The following is a 16,468-nucleotide window of genomic DNA, read 5'->3' on the forward strand; positions in this document are numbered from 1 at the left end:
TGATTCCCCCTTAGCTCTTCGGAAGCTTCGGTACGACGATGTCCGCGACCTTCTCCGCGACACCGCAGGCCTTCTCGGGGTCCGTCGACACGGTGACGACGTCCACCCGTGAGGTGGCGCCGGCTTCGAGCGCCATCAGGCAGTTGGTCGGCGGCGTCGGGACCAGGACCGCCTTGCGGCCCTGGACGTTGCCGTTGGTTTTGCCGTTGCCGCCGTCGTTGACGCTGTCGAGCCCCTGCGTGTCACGGATGCCGACGCTGACGGTCAGCGATTCCTCGCTGGCGGTGGCCTTGTCCTTCGTGAGCGTGCAGGTGCGGGCTCCGCCGTCTTCGCCGGTCTCAGGGGCCTTGAAGGTCCCGTACGAGGCCAGTTCGGTCGCGCTGACGAGGGAGCACGGGTCCAGTGACGCGGTGTTCCCGCCGCCGGTGGACGGCGGCGCGGCGGAGGACCCGGGCTGCCCCGGCGCCGAGGACGGTGCGGCGGTGGGGATCCCTGGCTTCTCGCTGGAGCAGGCGGTGAGTACCAGCGCGGCCGCGACGAGCGGCAAGGCGTACAGCTTCTTCATCGTCCTCAAGCCTGAATCGTCTTGGTGGCGTCGAGCGCCCGGTCTTCGACGCCCTTGTACAGCCCGGCGGCCCTGGCCAGCGCCTCGTCGGCGTCCTTGACCACTTTGGCGAACTGGTCGAGGACCACGGAGGCGGACCCGGTCGCCTCGGAGGCGCCCTTCTGGTCGTGCGCCGCCACGGCCTTGCCGTACGGGTGGCCGCCCAGCTGAGGGGCCTGCGAAAGGTGCACCGTCTTCGCCTTGAGCGTGTCGAGGTGCTCGGACATGTCCGCCAGCGCCTTGCGCAGCGGCTCCACGCCCTTCTCGGTGATCTTGAAGCCGCCGCTCTTGGCCGCCGAGACCAGCTTCTGGGTTTCGGCGCTGACCTTGGCGATCGCCTCCTGGTTCAGCCCACCCCGTTCGACGTAGCCGGCGGCCGCCGCCCCCAGTGCGCCGATCGAATAGCTCGTTGCCGCCTGTCCGCCGTCCGCTTCGAAAGCCATCGCCCGCCCCACTGCTTCGTCTCTCGCCCGTGCGTATCCGCCTGGCAGTCTACTAGCCGAGTACTCAGCGCAACGGTGATTCACCGATCACCGAAGACTTCGCCGGAACTGTGACGAAACGGGCGTCATCCCGGTTCCCGTCAGCTCAGAACTGGCCTTCGAGCTGGGCATACAGCTGCTGCGCGATCCTCGCGTTGTCTGCCGGAGCGTAGGTCAGCCAGCTTTGCCCGTCGGCCGCCTTGCGCGAAGTCATCATGAACCGGCCCGCTTCGGTGTCGAACCACGCCAGCGGCGGGAACACGGTCCCACCGCGGATGAACACACTGAACTGGCCCACCCGCGTCTTCGGCCTCTCGAAAATCCGCTCCACCTGCCGCAGCTGCGGGGTCGACCCGTGCGAACGGGGCCCGCTGACGTCGGCGAAGGGGTCGTACGCGTCGTCGTTGCGCGGGCGCTTCGGCACGCTCGCGGGCTTCGCGATGGTGACCGACTGGCCGGGCCCCGCGGGGGTGAGCGGCAGGAGGTCGACGATCGACGCGACGATCGCGGTCGGCCTGGTCTCCTCGAACACGAGCAAGTTTTCGTCCTGGCGCGCCAGTAGCGCGAACTGGCCGTTCGACGCCGCGCGGGCGAACAGCTGCTTGTCCTTGTCCATCTGCGCGACCGTCCAGACGGCCAGCTGCGGATTGACGAACGTGGCGAGCGCGAGCTCGACGTCGGCGTCGAGCCTGCCGCCACGCATCAGGCCGCGGCCTTCGAGGTCGCGGAAGACGGCCTCGCGCACCATCGCGCGCTGATCGGTCGTGGTGCCGATATGCGGCACGTCGAACGGGACCGGCGCCGGCCCGAGACGTCCGTGTTCGAGCAGGATGTCCACCGCCGCCAACGACAGCGAGAACGAATGCGGCATCGCGATTTCCCCCTGCAGGTGTCTTGTTCGTCGGGGTTGAACGTAGTCCACGCACCGATACGCCCGCAGCGAACCCGCTTGCCCGGTGGTGATCAAGGCTGGTGCGATGGATTCATGGCAGACCAGAAACCCGCGCTCGTCCTGCACCTCGCCACCGGCGGGGAGCCCTTGCTTTTCGCGCTCACGCCGGAGGAATCCGAACGGCTGACGAAGGACCTTTCGCACTACGTCCGCACCGGTTCGGTCCAGACGATCCAGACCAAGGACGACTCCGAGGTCGCCATCAACTTCTCCCATGTGGCCGCCGCGTACATCGACGACCTCAACCGCAAGAACCGGGTGTTCGGCCTCCACTAATCGCTACTTGCGGGAGAACAACTGCAGCAGGCCTGCCTTGATCTCCGGGCGGCTGGCGGCGACCAGCAGGAAGGTCGCTTCCCGGACGAGCCGCTGGGGGTGTCGTCCGGTCGGCACCGACGTGCTGCCGTTGGCCGCGACCAGTGCGCCGACGGCCCGGAACGCGAGTTCCGCGCCGGCCGCCCGGGCCGCGGGCAGGGACGGCGGATCGCGCCGCGAAGACCCGCGTCGAGACGTTCGCGGACCACGTCGATCTCCGCCCTGATCCCGGCGGCGGTTTCGGGCTTCCCGAGCTCTTCGATGAGCCGTGCGGCCCTCGCGGCCGGCCCCAGCGGTGCGCAGCCGTTGAGACGGGACGGGAAAGCGTTCCCCTCGACGAAGTCCGCGTGCGGGGCGGGGCTCGCGGGGAGCACCGGCACGTCTTGACTATCCACAAAGGACACTATTCAAGCTGCGGGAGCCCGGTTTGACCTATTTGCGTAACTTTAGGAGGGGGTCGTGAGTGATAAAGAGGGTTAGAACCCCCTTTATCACTCACGACCCCCGAACAAAACGCACACACAGGCATGAATCGGGCACTCGGCCGCCAGAAACTGTCCTTTGTGGACACGCCACTGAGCTGGCCGACGCGCTCAAACTCCTCGCCTGGATCGAGGCGCAGGACTGGTCGGACGGCCACGCTCGACCGGGCTTCGTCGGCCAGGCCGGACCCGCGCCGCGAAGGGCTCCCTGCCATGCCTCCCTGCCATGACGCTGGCGAAGCACCACCCCTGGACCGACGCGGCGAGCGAGCGCCCCGAACGTCATGAGGGGTCCCCATAGGACGAAATTTGTCCTATGGGGACCCCTCATGACACTTCAAGCGAGCGAAGCGGTCTTACAGCTCGTAAAGGCGCTTCCAGTTGTCACGCGACGTCAGCTCGGGCATGGCGCGCTTGTACTGTTCCTGCACCGCCGCACCCTCCTTGCGAAGCCGCTGGATCGTCTTCGCGCCCTTGCGGGCCAGCTCGAACATCTTCGCGCGGTCGTACGAGCGGACCCGCACGCCTTCCTGCGAAGCGTCGGTGACGACGGCGGTGTCGAAGGTCGCGACGTGCCACCAGTGGGCCTCGTCGATCGGGATCGCGCCGAGCGAGTGGCGGCTGCGGCCGAGCACCCGGTCGAGGATCCGCTTGATCAGCACCAGGCGTTGCATGCTGGGCCGCGGCGCGCTGTTGATGATGCCGATGTCGTTCGACGCGATACCCGGGACGTCGGTGGCCTTGTGCCGCTTGGTCTCGGGGAACTCGTCGCGGATCCGGCGGATCTCCTTCATCGCGGCGACACCGCCGTCACGCAGGACCTCCGGCCCTTCGAGGAAGTCCTCGACAGCCTTGATCAGCGTGGCGGAGAGGCCGTACTGCATGCCGAGCAGGTACCGGACCAGCTGCGCGATGAGCACGCGCGAAAGCAGGTTCAGGTTGAACGGCGAGTGCAGTGCGGCGGTGATGATCGAGTTCCGCAGGTTGAAGTAGCGGTGCCACTCGTCCCAGTCCTTCCAGTGGAAGTCGGCGTGCCAGACGCCGGCGCCCGGAAGGGTGACCGTGGGGAAGCCCGCACTGCGCGCGCGGTAGCTGTACTCGGCGTCGTCCCACTGGAAGAAGAACGGCAGCGGGTAGCCCGTCGCCTTGACGATCTCGTACGGGATCAGGCACGACCACCAGCCGTTGTACCCGGCGTCGAGGCGGCGTTCCTGGCGGTTCGGCTTGAGGGTCTCCTCGTCGACGCCGAGCAGGTCGGCGGTCGAGAGCGAGTGCGTGACCGGCTGGCCGGGTTCGAGGGTGTTCAGCCGGGCGTACTCGGCGCCGACGTGCAGCTGGTTCGGGTGCAGCAGGTTCAGCATCTGCCCGCCGACGATGACCGGGTTGACCGTGCGGTTGGAGAACGCGGTCATCCTGATCACCAGGTCCGGCTCCAGCAGCACGTCGTCGTCCATGAACAGGACGTTCGCGTGCTCGGTCTCGGTGTGCCCGGCGACCTCGTAGAGGCCGCGGGTGAAGCCACCGGCACCGCCGAGGTTCGGCTGCTTGATGTAGTGCAGCTTGTCGCCGAGGTCCTTCGCGACCTGCTCGAAGCCGTCACGCGACTCGACGAGGTCGGTGCCCTGGTCGGCGACGTAGATCGCGTCGAGCGTCTCCAGCGAGGAGACGTCGGCGGCGAGCGCCTGCAGGTTCGCCAGGCAGTCGTCGGCGCGGTTCATCGTGCAGATGGTCACCGCGGTCGGGCGGATCTTCTCCGGCGCTTCGACCGTCCAGCGGACACTCTCGACACGCAGCGACTGGCCACCCTCGGTCTCGAGGTCGAGCCAGAGCGCACCGCCGTCGTAGAACTTGTCCAGCTTCGCGGCCAGCGTCACCTTCCGCTGCTTCGCGCCCGCGACGACCTCGGCGGCGATGACGCGCGCGTCACCCTCGACGTCGGAAGCGCCGACGGACAGCTGGCCGTCACCGGTGACGACGGCCTCGACGACGGCCTCGGTCACGTCGGTCCAACGCTGCCAGTAGCTCGCGGGGAAGCGCCCGAAATAGGTGTTGCCGGACACCTTCGACGCCGGTTCGAGGGTGATGCCCGCGCGCTCGCGCACGGCACTGCCCCATTCGAGCTCGGCGTAGAGGTCCTTGCTGACGATGGGGGCCGGGCCGGCGTAAAGCCCGCGCTGCGCGGTGAGACGGCCCTGCGGGGTGCGTTCCGCGAAGCGGGTGTCGTCGATCGTGCTCACCATGGCGCTCGGGGCCTCTCCGGTGACGGCGGCTTTACCGGGCATGAATCCTCAGTTCTCCTCTGTGCTGGTCACGACCGTGCTGGTCACGGCTGGGCTGGTGACGGTGGCGCGGGGCTCACGGAAGACGACCCACTTGAGCATGACGAAATTGATCATGGTCGCGGTTGCCTGCGAAACGACCCAACCGAAAGTCGACTTCCAGGCCGACTCGGGAAGGACGTGCAGCATCGTGCGGTTGACGCCGACGGCGACGGCGAACGTCACGGCGTACAGGAGCACGAAGCTACCGATCTGACGTGCGCCCTCCTGGCGTCCACCGGCGAAGGTGAACTTGCGATTCAGGAAGAAGGCGGTGGTGGTGCCCACGATGAAACTGAGCGCGCGGGCGATGTCCACCCACGGCGTCGCGTCCATTCCAAGAGCACGGAGCCCCTGGTAGACGCCGAAATCCACGACGGCACAGAAGCCGCCGATGAGGGCGAAGCGCAGGAGCTGCCCGAGCAGCCCAGGGGAGGACGGCGCTGCTGCCGTCAAGCCGGCTTGCGGGTCGGTCGCCACCACTGCTCTACCTCATAAACTGCTGGGCTGGTGCCCAAAGTGTAGAAGCGAGCACTTCAGGGTCACGTTCCGGGCACTGTTCGGCGTGGTTACCCTGGTCCGCGTGACCCAAGCACCCCAAACACAGCGGCAGTCGCTCATGGGCTGGGCAAGGACGTCGCCGAGTATCGCGGACGTCCTGAGCACCCCCGACGTGGAGACCATCGCCCGCGCGGTGACGCGGGCCGGGGAACGCGGGGTCATCGCGCGTGGTCTCGGCCGGTCCTACGGCGACCCCGCGCAGAACGCCGGCGGCCTGGTCATCGACATGACCGCGCTGGACCGTATCCACTCGATCGACCCGGACTCGGGCATCGTCGACCTCGACGCGGGCGTCAGCCTCGACAAGCTGATGCGTGAGGGCCTCCCGTACGGCCTCTGGGTCCCGGTGCTGCCGGGTACGCGCCAGGTGACCATCGGCGGCGCGATCGCGAACGACATCCACGGCAAGAACCACCACTCGGCGGGCAGCTTCGGCAACCACGTCGTGTCGCTGGACCTCCTCACCGCCGACGGCCAGGTGCGCACGCTGACCCCGGAGGGCCCGGATTCGGAGCTGTTCTGGGCGACCGTCGCCGGTATCGGCCTGACCGGTGTCATCGTCCGGGCCAAGATCCAGATGACGAAGACGGAGACGGCCTACTTCAAGGCCGACATCCAGCGAACGGCGAACCTCGACGAGACCCTGGCGCTGGTCACCGACGGTTCCGAGGACAACTACACGTACTCGTCCGGCTGGTTCGACTCGATCTCCACCGGCGCGAAGCTCGGCCGCGCCGCCTTCCAGCGCGGCTCGCTCGCGAAGCTGGACGAACTACCGCCCAAGCTGCGCTCGGACCCGCTGAAGTTCAACCCGGGCCAGCTCGCGACGCTGCCCGACGTGTTCCCGAACGGGCTGGCCAACAAGCTGTCGTTCAGCGCGATCGGCGAGCTGTACTACCGCAAGACCGCGAAGAACGCGCGCGACGTGATCCAGAGCCTGACCGCGTTCTACCACCCGCTGGACCTGTTCGGCGAGTGGAACCGCGCCTACGGCTCCAAGGGTTTCCTGCAGTACCAGTTCAGCACGCCGCTGAACGCCCACGAACCGCTGCGCCGGATCATCCAGAAGGTCGCGGACTCCGGGCACGTGTCGTTCCTCAACGTGTTCAAGCAGATGGGCGAGGGCAACGCGGCGCCGCTGTCGTTCCCGCACCCCGGCTGGATGGTCTGCCTCGATTTCCCGATCAAGGACGGGCTGAGCCGGTTCTGCCAGGAACTCGACGAAGACGTGCTCGCGCTCGGCGGGCGCCTGTACACGGCGAAGGACTCGCGGACCTCCGCGGAGAACTTCGCGAAGATGTACCCGCGGCTCGAGGAATGGCGCAAGGTCCGCGCTTCCGTTGACCCCGAAGGCGTTTTCGCCTCTGACATGTCCCGAAGGTTGGAACTGTGATCGACGCTGTGGGTAACCCCCAGTCCCTGCTCCTGCTCGGCGGTACCTCCGACATCGCGCTCGCGATCGCGGAGAAGTACCTCGCCGAGCGACCGCTCCGGGTCGTACTGGCCGGGCGCCAGTCACCGCGGCTCGACGCGGCCGTGCGGCGCCTGAAAGACAAGGGCGCCGAGGTGGCATGCGTGGACTTTGACGCGAAGGCGACGGACACGCACCCCGCGGTGCTGGACAAGGCATTCGAGGGTGGCGACATCGACGTCACCGTCGTGGCGTTCGGCCTGCTCGGTGACCAGGAAGAGCTGTGGCAAGACCACGCGAAGGCGGTCGAGGCGGCGACCGTGAACTACACGGCCGCGGTGTCCGTCGGCGTCGCGCTGTCGAACAAGCTCAAGACGCAGGGACACGGCAAGGTCATCGCGCTGTCCTCGGTGGCCGGTGAGCGCGTCCGCCGCTCGAACTTCGTTTACGGCTCCTCCAAGGCCGGTTTCGACGGCTTCTACCTGGGCCTCGGCGAGGCACTGGCCGAGTTCGGCGTGCAGATCACCGTCGTCCGCTCCGGGCAGGTCCGGACCAAGATGACCGAAGGCCTCAAGGACGCCCCGCTGACGGTGGACGCCGCACAGGTCGCCGAAACCTCGGTCAACGCCTCCCGCGCCGGCAAGGAACTGGTGTGGTCGCCCGCGCCGTTCCGCCTGGTCATGTCGGCCCTGCGGCATATCCCGCGGCCGATCTTCCGGAAACTGCCGATTTAGGGAACGACGTCGCTGCTGTCGTTCGAGAATGAATCTCGGCTACCCGCTCGGGGCGGCGTCGCAGGCCCTGCCTTCACTGCACCCGGGCGAACGGTTGCTCTGGGCCGCGTACGGCCGGACGCTGAACTACGACGTACGCGGCCTCGATCCGTGGGGTGCGCCGAAGAAGAGCGTGCTGGGCAAACTCGGCTCGGGTGCGGCGAACTTCGCCGGCGACGTGGTCGGCGCGGCGCTGGGCGGGGGCGACGACAGTGGCGCGTCGAACCCGCCGTCGCCGCAGGTCGTCGTGTTCGGTGCACAGGGCGGGCTGGCGCACGCGATGGTGCGGGAGATGTCCACCAGCGGTTCGCTTTCCCGGCTGTGGGCGCTGACCAGCGCGCGGCTGCTGGTGCTGGAGAAGTTCATCCCGCCGCCGGAGCCGGAGAAGGCCGCCGAGAAGTCGTTTTTGGGGAAGGCGATCGGGTTCGGCAAGGGTGTGGTCAAGACCGGCAAGGACATCGCCGCGATCATGACCACGAAGACGTACGGCGAGAACGCCGAGGGCGTCCCGATCACGCGGCATCCGATGGTCGTGGCCGTCGAGCTGCCACGCGAGCGGATCGGCGGTTTCGCCGTGGCGGATCGGGGCAAGAAGCGGATTCCGTGCCTTCGTGCGTCCTTTGTGGACGGATCGGGGATGGATTTCCTTTTCGACTGCGACGATCCCCGACAATTCGCTTGGCTGCACTCGATGACGGTGAGCTGATGGAGAACACGCCGCTGACCGCTAAGACCGTCGACGAGATCGTCGAACGGGAGCTGCACCAGTTCTGGCTCGCGCCCGGCGAACGCCTGATCATCGGCTGCCCGCCCGCATACGGTCACGTGGGCCTGCTGCTGGACGGCAAGCTCTCGCTTCCCTATTCCCCGACGCGGAAAACCCCTGCGGTGACAGGGAAACCGCGATGGCCCTTGCCCGCGCCGGACGTACTCGAAGGTGACTGGACGGACGACCCGACCATCGCCTGCTGGGTCGTCGCACGGACCACAGACCAGACCGCCGCACGGCTTGCGGATCATCTCGCCGGTGGTCACGGTGAGGCGCGGCTGACGTTGTCCGACCGGCGGTTGGCCGTCGTGTACCCGGCGCGGATGCTGGAGGGTGAGGATCCCGCCCAGCCGTTCCGGACCTGCGAGGAGATGCCGTCGAGCGTGGTGCGTTCGGTGTCCGCGCTCTACCCGGGGCGGAGCTTCCCGGCCCGGCCAGTCCTTCAGTTCTCGTTCGCGGACGGATCCGTGGTCTGCCAACGCGACATGCTGGCCGTCAAGAAGGCGGCTCGGGCCTCTTCGCGCCACTGAACCCCCGCAATTATTGAGGGGTAAGTCAAACAGCCGGTCTCGGGCTTGTCCATGAAGGATTTGGGACACTCGACGTCCCAAATCCTTCATGGCCGCGGACAGCGGCCTCCGGATCGCAACACCCCGCAATTAGTCCTCTAGTTGCGGTCGTTGCGCGTGCAAGGACTGGTCTTCGAACGCTTCGCAAGCGAAGCGGTGAGGTCGTCCGCCCGTTCGTGACGGGGTTCTACCGCGCGGGCAACAGGTAGAGCTTCTGGGTGCCCATCCACGGTGAGCTGATCGTCCAGGTGGCCAGCGCGTTCGGCGGCGGCGCCTTCCGGGTGGTGGCCAGCACCAAATCCGGGGTCGCGGGTGGGACGCTGTGGTCGAAGAACCGGAAGTTCGCTTCCAGTAAGGCTTTCCCGAGGTCACCGCTGTGGTTCTTCGTCTCGATGATCGCCGGGTCGACCGAGCCGCGGTCGGAGAACTGGTCGACGATGTCGCAATCGCAGGCGTAGGCGAGCGCGCCGACCTCACCCGCGCTTTCCACCTTGCGGCCCTTCGTCAGCTCACCCAGTTGTGCGCCGATCTTGCGGTAATCGTCGGACGCGGCGTGATTGCTGGTGATCGGCGCGAACCGGCGCGGCAATTCGGGAGTCGCGTAGGCGACGGCGCTCACGAGGAGGAAAACGACGGCGAGGATCCCCGCGCCGAGCCGGGCACGACCGGGCACCACGCAGGCGCCGGCGGCGAGGAAGATCGTCGCGCCGATGATGCTCGGCGCGTAGTACCAGTGATAGGGCGGGACATTCAGCCAGCAGTACGCCAGATAATGCGTCGCACCGGCGATCGCCAGTGTCGCGAACGGGGCCATCCGGTTCGCCCGGTCCGAGCCCCGCCGGTAGTGGAACGTCCACAGTAGACCGGCGAGAGCGCCGATCACGAGTGGCAGGAAGGAAAGTGTCGACGCCATGGGGAAATTGCGCCAGTAGAGCAGTGGCCCGTTGGTGAAGCTGAACGGTCCCCACGAGCGTTGCATGATCTTGATGACCAGGGTGTCCGGCACCGCGGAACCCAGTGCCAGCCAGCTGAACACGAACCACGGCAGCATCACCGCGAGCGCGGCGAACGTCATCCGCCAGATACCGGCCCAGAATTCGCGGCGGGCGAGGAAGAGCACGAACGCGATCAGCAGCAGGTCGACCCGGATCAGCGCGATCAGGCCGATGATCGCACCCGCCGCGGCGGGCCGCCGTTCGCGCAGGAACACCATCAGCCAGACGACGGCCGCCGCGCCGAGGGCGACTTCGAGGCCGACCGAGGAGATCAGCAGCGGGTTCACCAGCAGCAGGCCCAGCGCGAGCGGGGCGAATCCGGCGGGGAGACCGGTCGCGGTGCCGATGCGCCGCAGGCCGAGGACGAGCGCCACCTGACTCGCGACGAAGACGATCCCGGCGGCGAAGACGGGGTCGCGGACGATGAACGTGACGAGTGCCAGCACGAGGACGTTGAGCGGCGACGTCGCGGTGTTGGCGGTGCCGTCCTCGATCAGGCCCCAATGGCCGTGGAAGGCGAGGTTCTTCGCATACGACAGCGTGATGTACGTGTCGTCGATCAAATGCCCGCTGACCAGCGTGAACACCAGTGCCGACGCGATCGCCGCCCCGGCAGGCAGTACCCAGGGGCGGGTGAGGACGGCGGCCACCGGCAGCGCACCGGGGGCCTTGGGCAGTTCAGCGGAGGCGCTTCGCATCACGAACACCGTACACGGTGCCGTGATAATTCCGTTACCTACTGTCCGTGGGACTGGTCACGCCCGGCGGGGGCTCAGTTCCCGTCGTTACGGTGGCCGCGGTCGCCGTCGTGGAAGTCACGCATCGGGCCGTGCCGGTCCGGACCACGGTGTTCGCGGGAGATCCCCGGCCGGTCGTCGTGCCTGTCGCCGACGGCGAGGCCGACGGCGGTGCCGATGATCCCGCCGCCGAGGAGGAAGCCGAGCAGGCCGACCGCGACCAGCTGAGTGGCCCTGGCGGCGGCGAACCGGTGGAAGCCACCCTTCTTGGGCGGCTGCTGAGGCGGCACGGCCGCGGCGGGTGGGGCAGCCGCGGGCGGCGGTGAGGCAGCCGGGGCCGCGTCGGCTGGGGTTTCAGCGGTGGTTTCGGCGGGCTGCTCGACGGTCTTGTCGTCGTCACCGGCCGGCCGCTGCGGGTCGCTCATCGTTCGCTCCTAGGTCGATGGGAGCGGGTGTGTCACCCGCCCCCATCACCGAGGATGCGTGCGCAACCTGTGGATGCGCTGTGGCCCAGCTGTCGAATCAGAGGTAGAACGACAGGAACAGCGTTACGACCCAGCTCGCGCCGAGCACCTGGAGCACGCGGTCCTTGAGCGCGATCTCCTCCGGCTCGCCCGCGTTGCCGCCGTCGACATCGACGGCGTAGCGCAGGACGGCGACCACGAACGGGACCATCGAGACGACCGCCCAAACCGAGTTGTGCTCGACCTGACGGATCTCGAACGCCCACAGGCAGTACGACATGATCAGGATCGCCGCGGACGTCGCCCAGACGAACCGCAGGTAGCTCGCCGAGTACTTCTTCAGTGAAGACCGGATCTTCGCGCCTGTGCGCTCGAAGAGCATGATCTCGGCGTAGCGCTTACCCGCCACCATGAACAGCGAGCCGAACGCGGTGACCAGCAGGAACCACTGCGACATCGCGAGACCGGCGGCCACACCACCGGCGATCGACCGCATCAGGAAGCCCGAGCCGACGATGGCCAGGTCGACCACCGGCTGGTGCTTGAGCCCGAAGCAGTAGCCGAGCTGGACGGCTTCGTAGACCGCCAGCACGACCGCGAGCTGCCAGCTGGCGAAGAACGAGATGCCGAGACCGAGAGCGAAGAACACCACCGCCGAGACGTAGGCCACCGGGACCGGCACGATCCCGGCCGCGATCGGCCGGTTCCGCTTGGTCGGGTGGGCCTTGTCCGCTTCGACGTCGACGGCGTCGTTGATGAGATAGACCGAGGAGGCCACCAGCGAGAACGCCGCGAAGGCGATCAGCGCGGCGATCAGGAGGCCGGTCCGGTCCGTCGACTTGGAGAACGCGAAGAACGGTGCGGCGAACACCAGTACGTTCTTCACCCACTGGCGCGGGCGTGCCGTCTTGATGATGCCGCCGACGAGACCGCCGGCGACCTTCTTCGGTTCGGCGGCCTCGGCCACGGGATCTACGTCGTCAGGCTTGGAATCGGCCTTCTCGGTCGTTTCACTCATTGTCGTTTCTTCAGCTTCCGTCGTATGAGACCACCGACGAGACCCCCCAGGGCCGCTCCGGCCAGAACGTCGGTCGGGTAGTGGACGCCGAGCACGAGCCGGGAGGCCAGCATCGGCGGTACCAGGGCCGGAACCAGGTTACGCCCGGTCAATCCGGAGTAGAGCACCGCCGCCGCCGTAGTGGAGGTGGCGTGCGACGACGGGAAGCTCAGCTTGCTCGGCGTCGAGACCAGGACCTCGACACCCGGGTGGTCCGGGCGCGGCCGCCTGACCACGCGTTTCACCGCGATCGACGCGGCGTGCGCGCCGACGACGCCGACCGCCGCGATCAGCCAGTCCTTGCGGCGCTTCTTGTCCACCGCTGCTCCGACGAGCCCCAGCGCGAACCATCCCGCGCTGTGCTCGCCGAAGTGCGAAAGACCACGCGCCGCCTTCACCGTGACGTCACTCTTCAGGACGCCCTGTGCCTTCGCGAGAACCGCCACCTCGCCGGTGGGTGCGCCCTTCTCAAGCATCGAGGGACCCGTCGAGAGGCGCGCCATTGATCAGGTGCGGCGCGATCTTGTTGTCGAACGCGGTCAGCGCCGAGCCGATGGCCATGTGCATGTCGAGGTACTTGTAGGTACCGAGACGGCCACCGAACAGCACGTTCTTGTCCTTGGCCTCGGCCTTCGCCAGCTCGCGGTAGGCCTCGAGCTTCTCGCGGTTGTCCGGGGTGTTGATCGGGTAGTACGGCTCGTCGGCCTCACCGGCGAACCGGGAGTACTCGCGGAACACGACGGTCTTGTCGTTCGGGTAGTGCTTCCGCTCCGGGTGGAAGTGCCGGAACTCGATGATCCGGGTGTAGGGCACTTCTTCGTCGTTGTAGTTGACCACCGAGGTGCCCTGGAAATCACCGGTCTCGACGACCTCGGACTCGAAGTCCACCGTGCGCCAGGTGAACCGGCCGGCGGAGTAGCCGAAGTAGCGGTCCAGCGGCCCGGTGTAGACGGTCGGCGTACCGGCGGGGATGTGCTCGCGGACGTCGAAGTAGTCGACGTTCAGCCGCACCTCGATGTTCTCGTGCTCGGCCATCTTCTCGAGCCACGCGGTGTAGCCGTTGACCGGCAGACCCTCGTAGGTGTCGTTGAAGTAGCGGTTGTCGAAGGTGTAGCGGACCGGGAGCCGGGTGATGATGTCGGCGCCGAGGTTCTTCGGGTCGTTCTCCCACTGCTTGGCCGTGTAGCCGCGGATGAACGCCTCGTACAGCGGGCGGCCGACCAGCGAGATCGCCTTCTCTTCGAGGTTCTGCGCGTTCGCGGTCTCGAACTCCGACGCCTGCTTGGCGATCAGCTCGCGGGCCTCGGCGGGCGTGTGCGACTTGCCGAAGAACTGGTTGATCAGGCCCAGGTTCATCGGGAAGGAGTAGACCTGGTCCTTGACCTTGGCGAAGACCCGGTGCTGGTAGCCGGTGAACTCGGTGAAGCGGTTGACGTACTCCCACACCCGCTTGTTCGACGTGTGGAACAGGTGCGCACCGTAGCGGTGCACCTCGATCCCGGTCTCCGGCTCGGCCTCGGAGTAGGCGTTACCACCGAGGTGGTGGCGCCGCTCCAGCACGAGGACCTTCTTGCCGAGCTCGGCCGCGGCCCGTTCGGCAACGGTCAGCCCGAAGAAACCGGACCCGACCACGATGAGGTCGTAGCCGGTGAAATCGGCTTCAGTAATCTTGTCGGGGTTCGTGTGCGCGCTCACGGGCGTCGAGGGTACGCAAGTCGACTCCGTGCCCTGCAGCGAGCACCGGTTTTCACCCTCCGACACACTAGGAAGCAGTGCCTACTCCGGACACCTTCTGGTCGTACTTCGGCGCGACCTTCACTTACCTGGCCGTCTTGGCGATCCCCGGCGGCGTCGTCGGCCGGGCCGCCGGCCTGCGTGGCTGGGCACTGGCGGGCCTGGCCCCGCTGCTGTCCTACACGGTAACCGGGCTGGCCGGTCCGTGGCTGGCACTCGCGGGCGTGTCGTTCAACCCCCTGACCGTGGCGGGCGTCACGGCCGTGCTCGCCGGGATCGGCTTCGGCCTCCGACGGCTCGGGCTGAGCCGCGGCTGGATCAAACCGGGCGCCGAAGAGCCGCCGACGAAGTGGCACCCGCGCGCGCACTACGCCGTCGCGGCCTGTGTGGCGCTGGCCATCGGGATCTCGATCGTCGTGGTGCTCTCGGCCCGCGGCGGGACGACCGCGGTGTTCCAGCGCTGGGACACCGTGTTCCACGCGAACGGCATCCGCTACATCGCCGAGACCGGCGACGGCTCGCTGACCGGTATGGGCACCGTCAACTGGTACCCGGACGGCTCGTTCTACCCGAACGCGTATCACCTGGTCGGCTCGCTCGTGTACTCGATTTCGGGTACGACGATCCCGGTCACGCTGAACGCCATCACGATGCCGGTCGCCGGGATCTTCGCGCTGTCGATGGTCGCCCTGATCCGCCAGCTCGGCGGGCGGGCGGTGTTCGCGGGCTGCACGGCACTGGTGGCCGCCGCCGCGACGACCGGCGCGTACGAGTCGGTGTCCAGCGGGCTGCTGCCGTTCGCGCTGGGGATCGTGCTGACGCCGCTGGCCGTCGTCGCGCTCGCCCGGTTCCTCGCGCGGCCGGGACTCGACACGGGGTACGTGCTCGCGCTGACCGCCGTCGGACTGCTCGCGGCGCACTCGTCGGCGTTGTTCGGCGCGCTGCTGTTCGCCTTCCCGCTGGTCGTGCAGCGCTGGTACCGCGCGCTGCGGCACAAGCCGCTCAACGGTGTGCCCGAAGGCCGCGGCGGACCGCGGATCATCGGCGGAGACGTCGTCAAGATGGTGCCGGTGATGGTGGCGAGCGGACTGCTCGCGGCCCCGCACATTCTCGGTGCGCTGAAATTCACTTCGGGTTCATATCCGTACCACGCCTGGGGCTCGGACTTGCCGGTGGTGAAGTCGCTGGGGCTGCTGGTGACCTTCCGGCAGGTCCTGAGCGCGCCGCAGGTGTGGCTGACGGTGCTGCTGGTCATCGGCGTCCTGAGCCTGTTCCGGCTCGGCCGGATGCGCTGGATCGGACTCGCCGCGCTGGGCTTCTCGGCACTGTTCGTGCTGGTCGCGTCGTTCGGCGCCGAGCCGTGGGTGGTGTCGCTGTCGCGACCGTGGTGGAACGACCGCTACCGGCTGATGGCGCTCGCCGCGATCCCGCTGTGCCTGCTGGCCGGGCACGGGATGGCGGAACTGCAGCGCTGGTTCGCGAAATGGGCGAGCGGCCGGTCCTTGGTGAAGAACCGGCCCGCGCTGCCCGCGCGGCTCGGCCTCGCGACGGCGGTGTTCGTCGTGGCCGCGTCGGCCGTCCTGACCAAGGGTTTCTACACCGAGTCGAACGCGCACGCGGTGTCGTTCCTCTACTACAACGGCCCCGAAGGCGAGGTCACCCCGCCGGTCAGCGCCGACGAACTCGCCGCGATGAACGAACTGGCCAAGATGAACGTCGGACCGGACGAGAAGGTGCTCAACGAGCGGTTCGACGGGACGGCCTGGCTGTACGCGATCACCGGCATCCACCCGGTCGCCGGGCACTACGACCCGGGCGTGCCGCCGCCGGACGCGAAGTACCTGTCGCTGCACTTCCGCGACTACGACGCCGACCCCGAGGTACAGGCGGCGGTGAAGCGGCTGAACATCAAGCACGTGCTGATCGGGAGCACGCCGATCAAGATCGGCGAACCGCCGGCGCCGGGGCTGCGGGATCTGGACGGGCTGAACTTCCTGCGGAAGGACTTCGGCAACGCGGGTGCTTCGATCTACACCCTGACGCGCTGAGGCGGCTCCAACACCTCTGACCTCAGCAGCAGCATCAGTCACGACGACGGCGCGTGAAGGCCCCCTTCCCTCGGCTCAGCCGAGGGAACTCGACCTTCACGCTTCCTCAAGTACAGGAAGGCCCTCCCTCTCCGTCATGCGCGCGAAAGCTTCGAACCGTACTCCCGATACCACCCCTGGTGCGACCCACTAAGGGG

Annotated in this window: 16 protein-coding genes; 6 read left to right on the plus strand and 10 right to left on the minus strand. The window is 67.7% G+C overall.

The window, feature by feature from the left end; translation table 11 throughout:
• Window positions 1–10: 10 nt before the first annotated feature.
• The 3 genes from AB0M65_RS25300 to AB0M65_RS25310 all read right to left on the minus strand — a co-directional run bounded on the left by AB0M65_RS25300 (window position 11) and on the right by AB0M65_RS25310 (window position 1,957).
• Entirely contained in the window at window positions 11–565 is a 555-nt protein-coding gene (locus tag AB0M65_RS25300; protein WP_364032171.1) for a DUF3558 domain-containing protein, read from the minus strand.
• Between the two features lie 5 nt (window positions 566–570).
• The gene (locus AB0M65_RS25305; RefSeq protein WP_364032174.1) at window positions 571–1,047 is read right to left on the minus strand and encodes a hypothetical protein; all 477 of its coding nucleotides are present in this window, start codon (window positions 1,045–1,047) and stop codon (window positions 571–573) included.
• A 145-nt stretch (window positions 1,048–1,192) separates the two neighbouring features.
• On the minus strand, window positions 1,193–1,957 hold the full coding sequence (locus tag AB0M65_RS25310; protein ID WP_364032177.1) for an ESX secretion-associated protein EspG: 765 nt from the start codon (window positions 1,955–1,957) through the stop codon (window positions 1,193–1,195).
• A gap of 114 nt (window positions 1,958–2,071) precedes the next feature.
• Here AB0M65_RS25310 and AB0M65_RS25315 point away from each other — a divergent pair, with 114 nt between their 5' ends.
• Window positions 2,072–2,314 carry a hypothetical protein gene (locus tag AB0M65_RS25315; RefSeq protein ID WP_364032180.1) on the plus strand — a complete coding sequence of 81 codons (243 nt, stop codon included), beginning with the start codon at window positions 2,072–2,074 and terminating at the stop codon, window positions 2,312–2,314.
• 877 nt (window positions 2,315–3,191) lie between these two features.
• Here the strand turns inward: AB0M65_RS25315 and AB0M65_RS25320 are convergent.
• Window positions 3,192–5,117: a glycosyltransferase gene (locus AB0M65_RS25320; RefSeq protein WP_364032183.1), complete on the minus strand. Its 1,926-nt coding sequence runs from the start codon at window positions 5,115–5,117 to the stop codon at window positions 3,192–3,194.
• Between the two features lie 6 nt (window positions 5,118–5,123).
• The gene (locus AB0M65_RS25325) at window positions 5,124–5,636 is read right to left on the minus strand and encodes a GtrA family protein (RefSeq protein WP_364032186.1); all 513 of its coding nucleotides are present in this window, start codon (window positions 5,634–5,636) and stop codon (window positions 5,124–5,126) included.
• A gap of 100 nt (window positions 5,637–5,736) precedes the next feature.
• Between AB0M65_RS25325 and AB0M65_RS25330 the strand changes: the two genes are divergently transcribed.
• The 4 genes from AB0M65_RS25330 to AB0M65_RS25345 are packed head-to-tail and all read left to right on the plus strand — an operon-like array spanning window position 5,737 to window position 9,197.
• Entirely contained in the window at window positions 5,737–7,107 is a 1,371-nt protein-coding gene (locus AB0M65_RS25330; protein WP_364032189.1) for an FAD-binding oxidoreductase, read from the plus strand.
• Window positions 7,104–7,859, plus strand: coding sequence for a decaprenylphospho-beta-D-erythro-pentofuranosid-2-ulose 2-reductase (locus AB0M65_RS25335; protein ID WP_364032191.1), 756 nt, complete (start codon window positions 7,104–7,106; stop codon window positions 7,857–7,859). The genes AB0M65_RS25330 and AB0M65_RS25335 overlap by 4 nt, the downstream gene beginning before the upstream one ends.
• A 28-nt stretch (window positions 7,860–7,887) precedes the next feature.
• On the plus strand, window positions 7,888–8,604 hold the full coding sequence (locus AB0M65_RS25340) for a hypothetical protein (RefSeq protein WP_364032194.1): 717 nt from the start codon (window positions 7,888–7,890) through the stop codon (window positions 8,602–8,604).
• Window positions 8,604–9,197, plus strand: a complete 594-nt coding sequence (locus AB0M65_RS25345) for a hypothetical protein (protein ID WP_364032197.1) — start codon at window positions 8,604–8,606, stop codon at window positions 9,195–9,197. The genes AB0M65_RS25340 and AB0M65_RS25345 overlap by 1 nt, the downstream gene beginning before the upstream one ends.
• Window positions 9,198–9,423: 226 nt before the next feature.
• On the opposite strand, the gene AB0M65_RS25350 is transcribed toward AB0M65_RS25345, so the two are convergent.
• From AB0M65_RS25350 to glf, 5 genes are all read right to left on the minus strand, one after another.
• A complete protein-coding gene (locus AB0M65_RS25350; RefSeq protein ID WP_364032200.1) occupies window positions 9,424–10,929 on the minus strand; it encodes a glycosyltransferase family 87 protein in 1,506 nt (501 codons plus the stop codon).
• A gap of 74 nt (window positions 10,930–11,003) precedes the next feature.
• The gene (locus AB0M65_RS25355; protein WP_364032203.1) at window positions 11,004–11,393 is read right to left on the minus strand and encodes a hypothetical protein; all 390 of its coding nucleotides are present in this window, start codon (window positions 11,391–11,393) and stop codon (window positions 11,004–11,006) included.
• Window positions 11,394–11,490: 97 nt separating this feature from the next.
• Window positions 11,491–12,450 (minus strand): decaprenyl-phosphate phosphoribosyltransferase, encoded by a 960-nt coding sequence (locus tag AB0M65_RS25360; protein WP_364032206.1) that lies wholly within the window; start codon window positions 12,448–12,450, stop codon window positions 11,491–11,493.
• A complete protein-coding gene (locus tag AB0M65_RS25365) occupies window positions 12,447–12,965 on the minus strand; it encodes a phosphatase PAP2 family protein (RefSeq protein WP_364032209.1) in 519 nt (172 codons plus the stop codon). Before AB0M65_RS25365 ends, AB0M65_RS25360 begins: the two co-directional genes overlap by 4 nt.
• On the minus strand, window positions 12,958–14,184 hold the full coding sequence (gene glf, locus AB0M65_RS25370) for a UDP-galactopyranose mutase (RefSeq protein WP_364032212.1): 1,227 nt from the start codon (window positions 14,182–14,184) through the stop codon (window positions 12,958–12,960). The genes AB0M65_RS25365 and glf overlap by 8 nt, the downstream gene beginning before the upstream one ends.
• A 77-nt stretch (window positions 14,185–14,261) precedes the next feature.
• On the opposite strand from glf, the gene AB0M65_RS25375 reads away from it, so the two are divergent.
• The gene (locus AB0M65_RS25375; protein ID WP_364032215.1) at window positions 14,262–16,271 is read left to right on the plus strand and encodes a DUF6541 family protein; all 2,010 of its coding nucleotides are present in this window, start codon (window positions 14,262–14,264) and stop codon (window positions 16,269–16,271) included.
• The last annotated feature ends 197 nt before the right edge of the window (window positions 16,272–16,468 follow it).

This window comes from Amycolatopsis sp. NPDC051071 (genome assembly GCF_040682875.1).
Lineage (GTDB): Bacteria > Actinomycetota > Actinomycetes > Mycobacteriales > Pseudonocardiaceae > Amycolatopsis.

What these genes read in the sequence shown, in the direction of transcription:
- AB0M65_RS25300 (WP_364032171.1), bottom strand. Translation starts at nt 565, where the DNA reads ATGAAGAAGCTGTACGCCTTGCCGCTCGTCGCGGCCGCGCTGGTACTC.
- AB0M65_RS25305 (WP_364032174.1), bottom strand. Translation starts at nt 1,047, where the DNA reads ATGGCTTTCGAAGCGGACGGCGGACAGGCGGCAACGAGCTATTCGATC.
- AB0M65_RS25310 (WP_364032177.1), bottom strand. Translation starts at nt 1,957, where the DNA reads ATGCCGCATTCGTTCTCGCTGTCGTTGGCGGCGGTGGACATCCTGCTC.
- AB0M65_RS25315 (WP_364032180.1), top strand. Translation starts at nt 2,072, where the DNA reads ATGGCAGACCAGAAACCCGCGCTCGTCCTGCACCTCGCCACCGGCGGG.
- AB0M65_RS25320 (WP_364032183.1), bottom strand. Translation starts at nt 5,117, where the DNA reads ATGCCCGGTAAAGCCGCCGTCACCGGAGAGGCCCCGAGCGCCATGGTG.
- AB0M65_RS25340 (WP_364032194.1), top strand. Translation starts at nt 7,888, where the DNA reads ATGAATCTCGGCTACCCGCTCGGGGCGGCGTCGCAGGCCCTGCCTTCA.
- AB0M65_RS25345 (WP_364032197.1), top strand. Translation starts at nt 8,604, where the DNA reads ATGGAGAACACGCCGCTGACCGCTAAGACCGTCGACGAGATCGTCGAA.
- AB0M65_RS25350 (WP_364032200.1), bottom strand. Translation starts at nt 10,929, where the DNA reads ATGCGAAGCGCCTCCGCTGAACTGCCCAAGGCCCCCGGTGCGCTGCCG.
- AB0M65_RS25355 (WP_364032203.1), bottom strand. Translation starts at nt 11,393, where the DNA reads ATGAGCGACCCGCAGCGGCCGGCCGGTGACGACGACAAGACCGTCGAG.
- AB0M65_RS25360 (WP_364032206.1), bottom strand. Translation starts at nt 12,450, where the DNA reads ATGAGTGAAACGACCGAGAAGGCCGATTCCAAGCCTGACGACGTAGAT.
- AB0M65_RS25365 (WP_364032209.1), bottom strand. Translation starts at nt 12,965, where the DNA reads ATGCTTGAGAAGGGCGCACCCACCGGCGAGGTGGCGGTTCTCGCGAAG.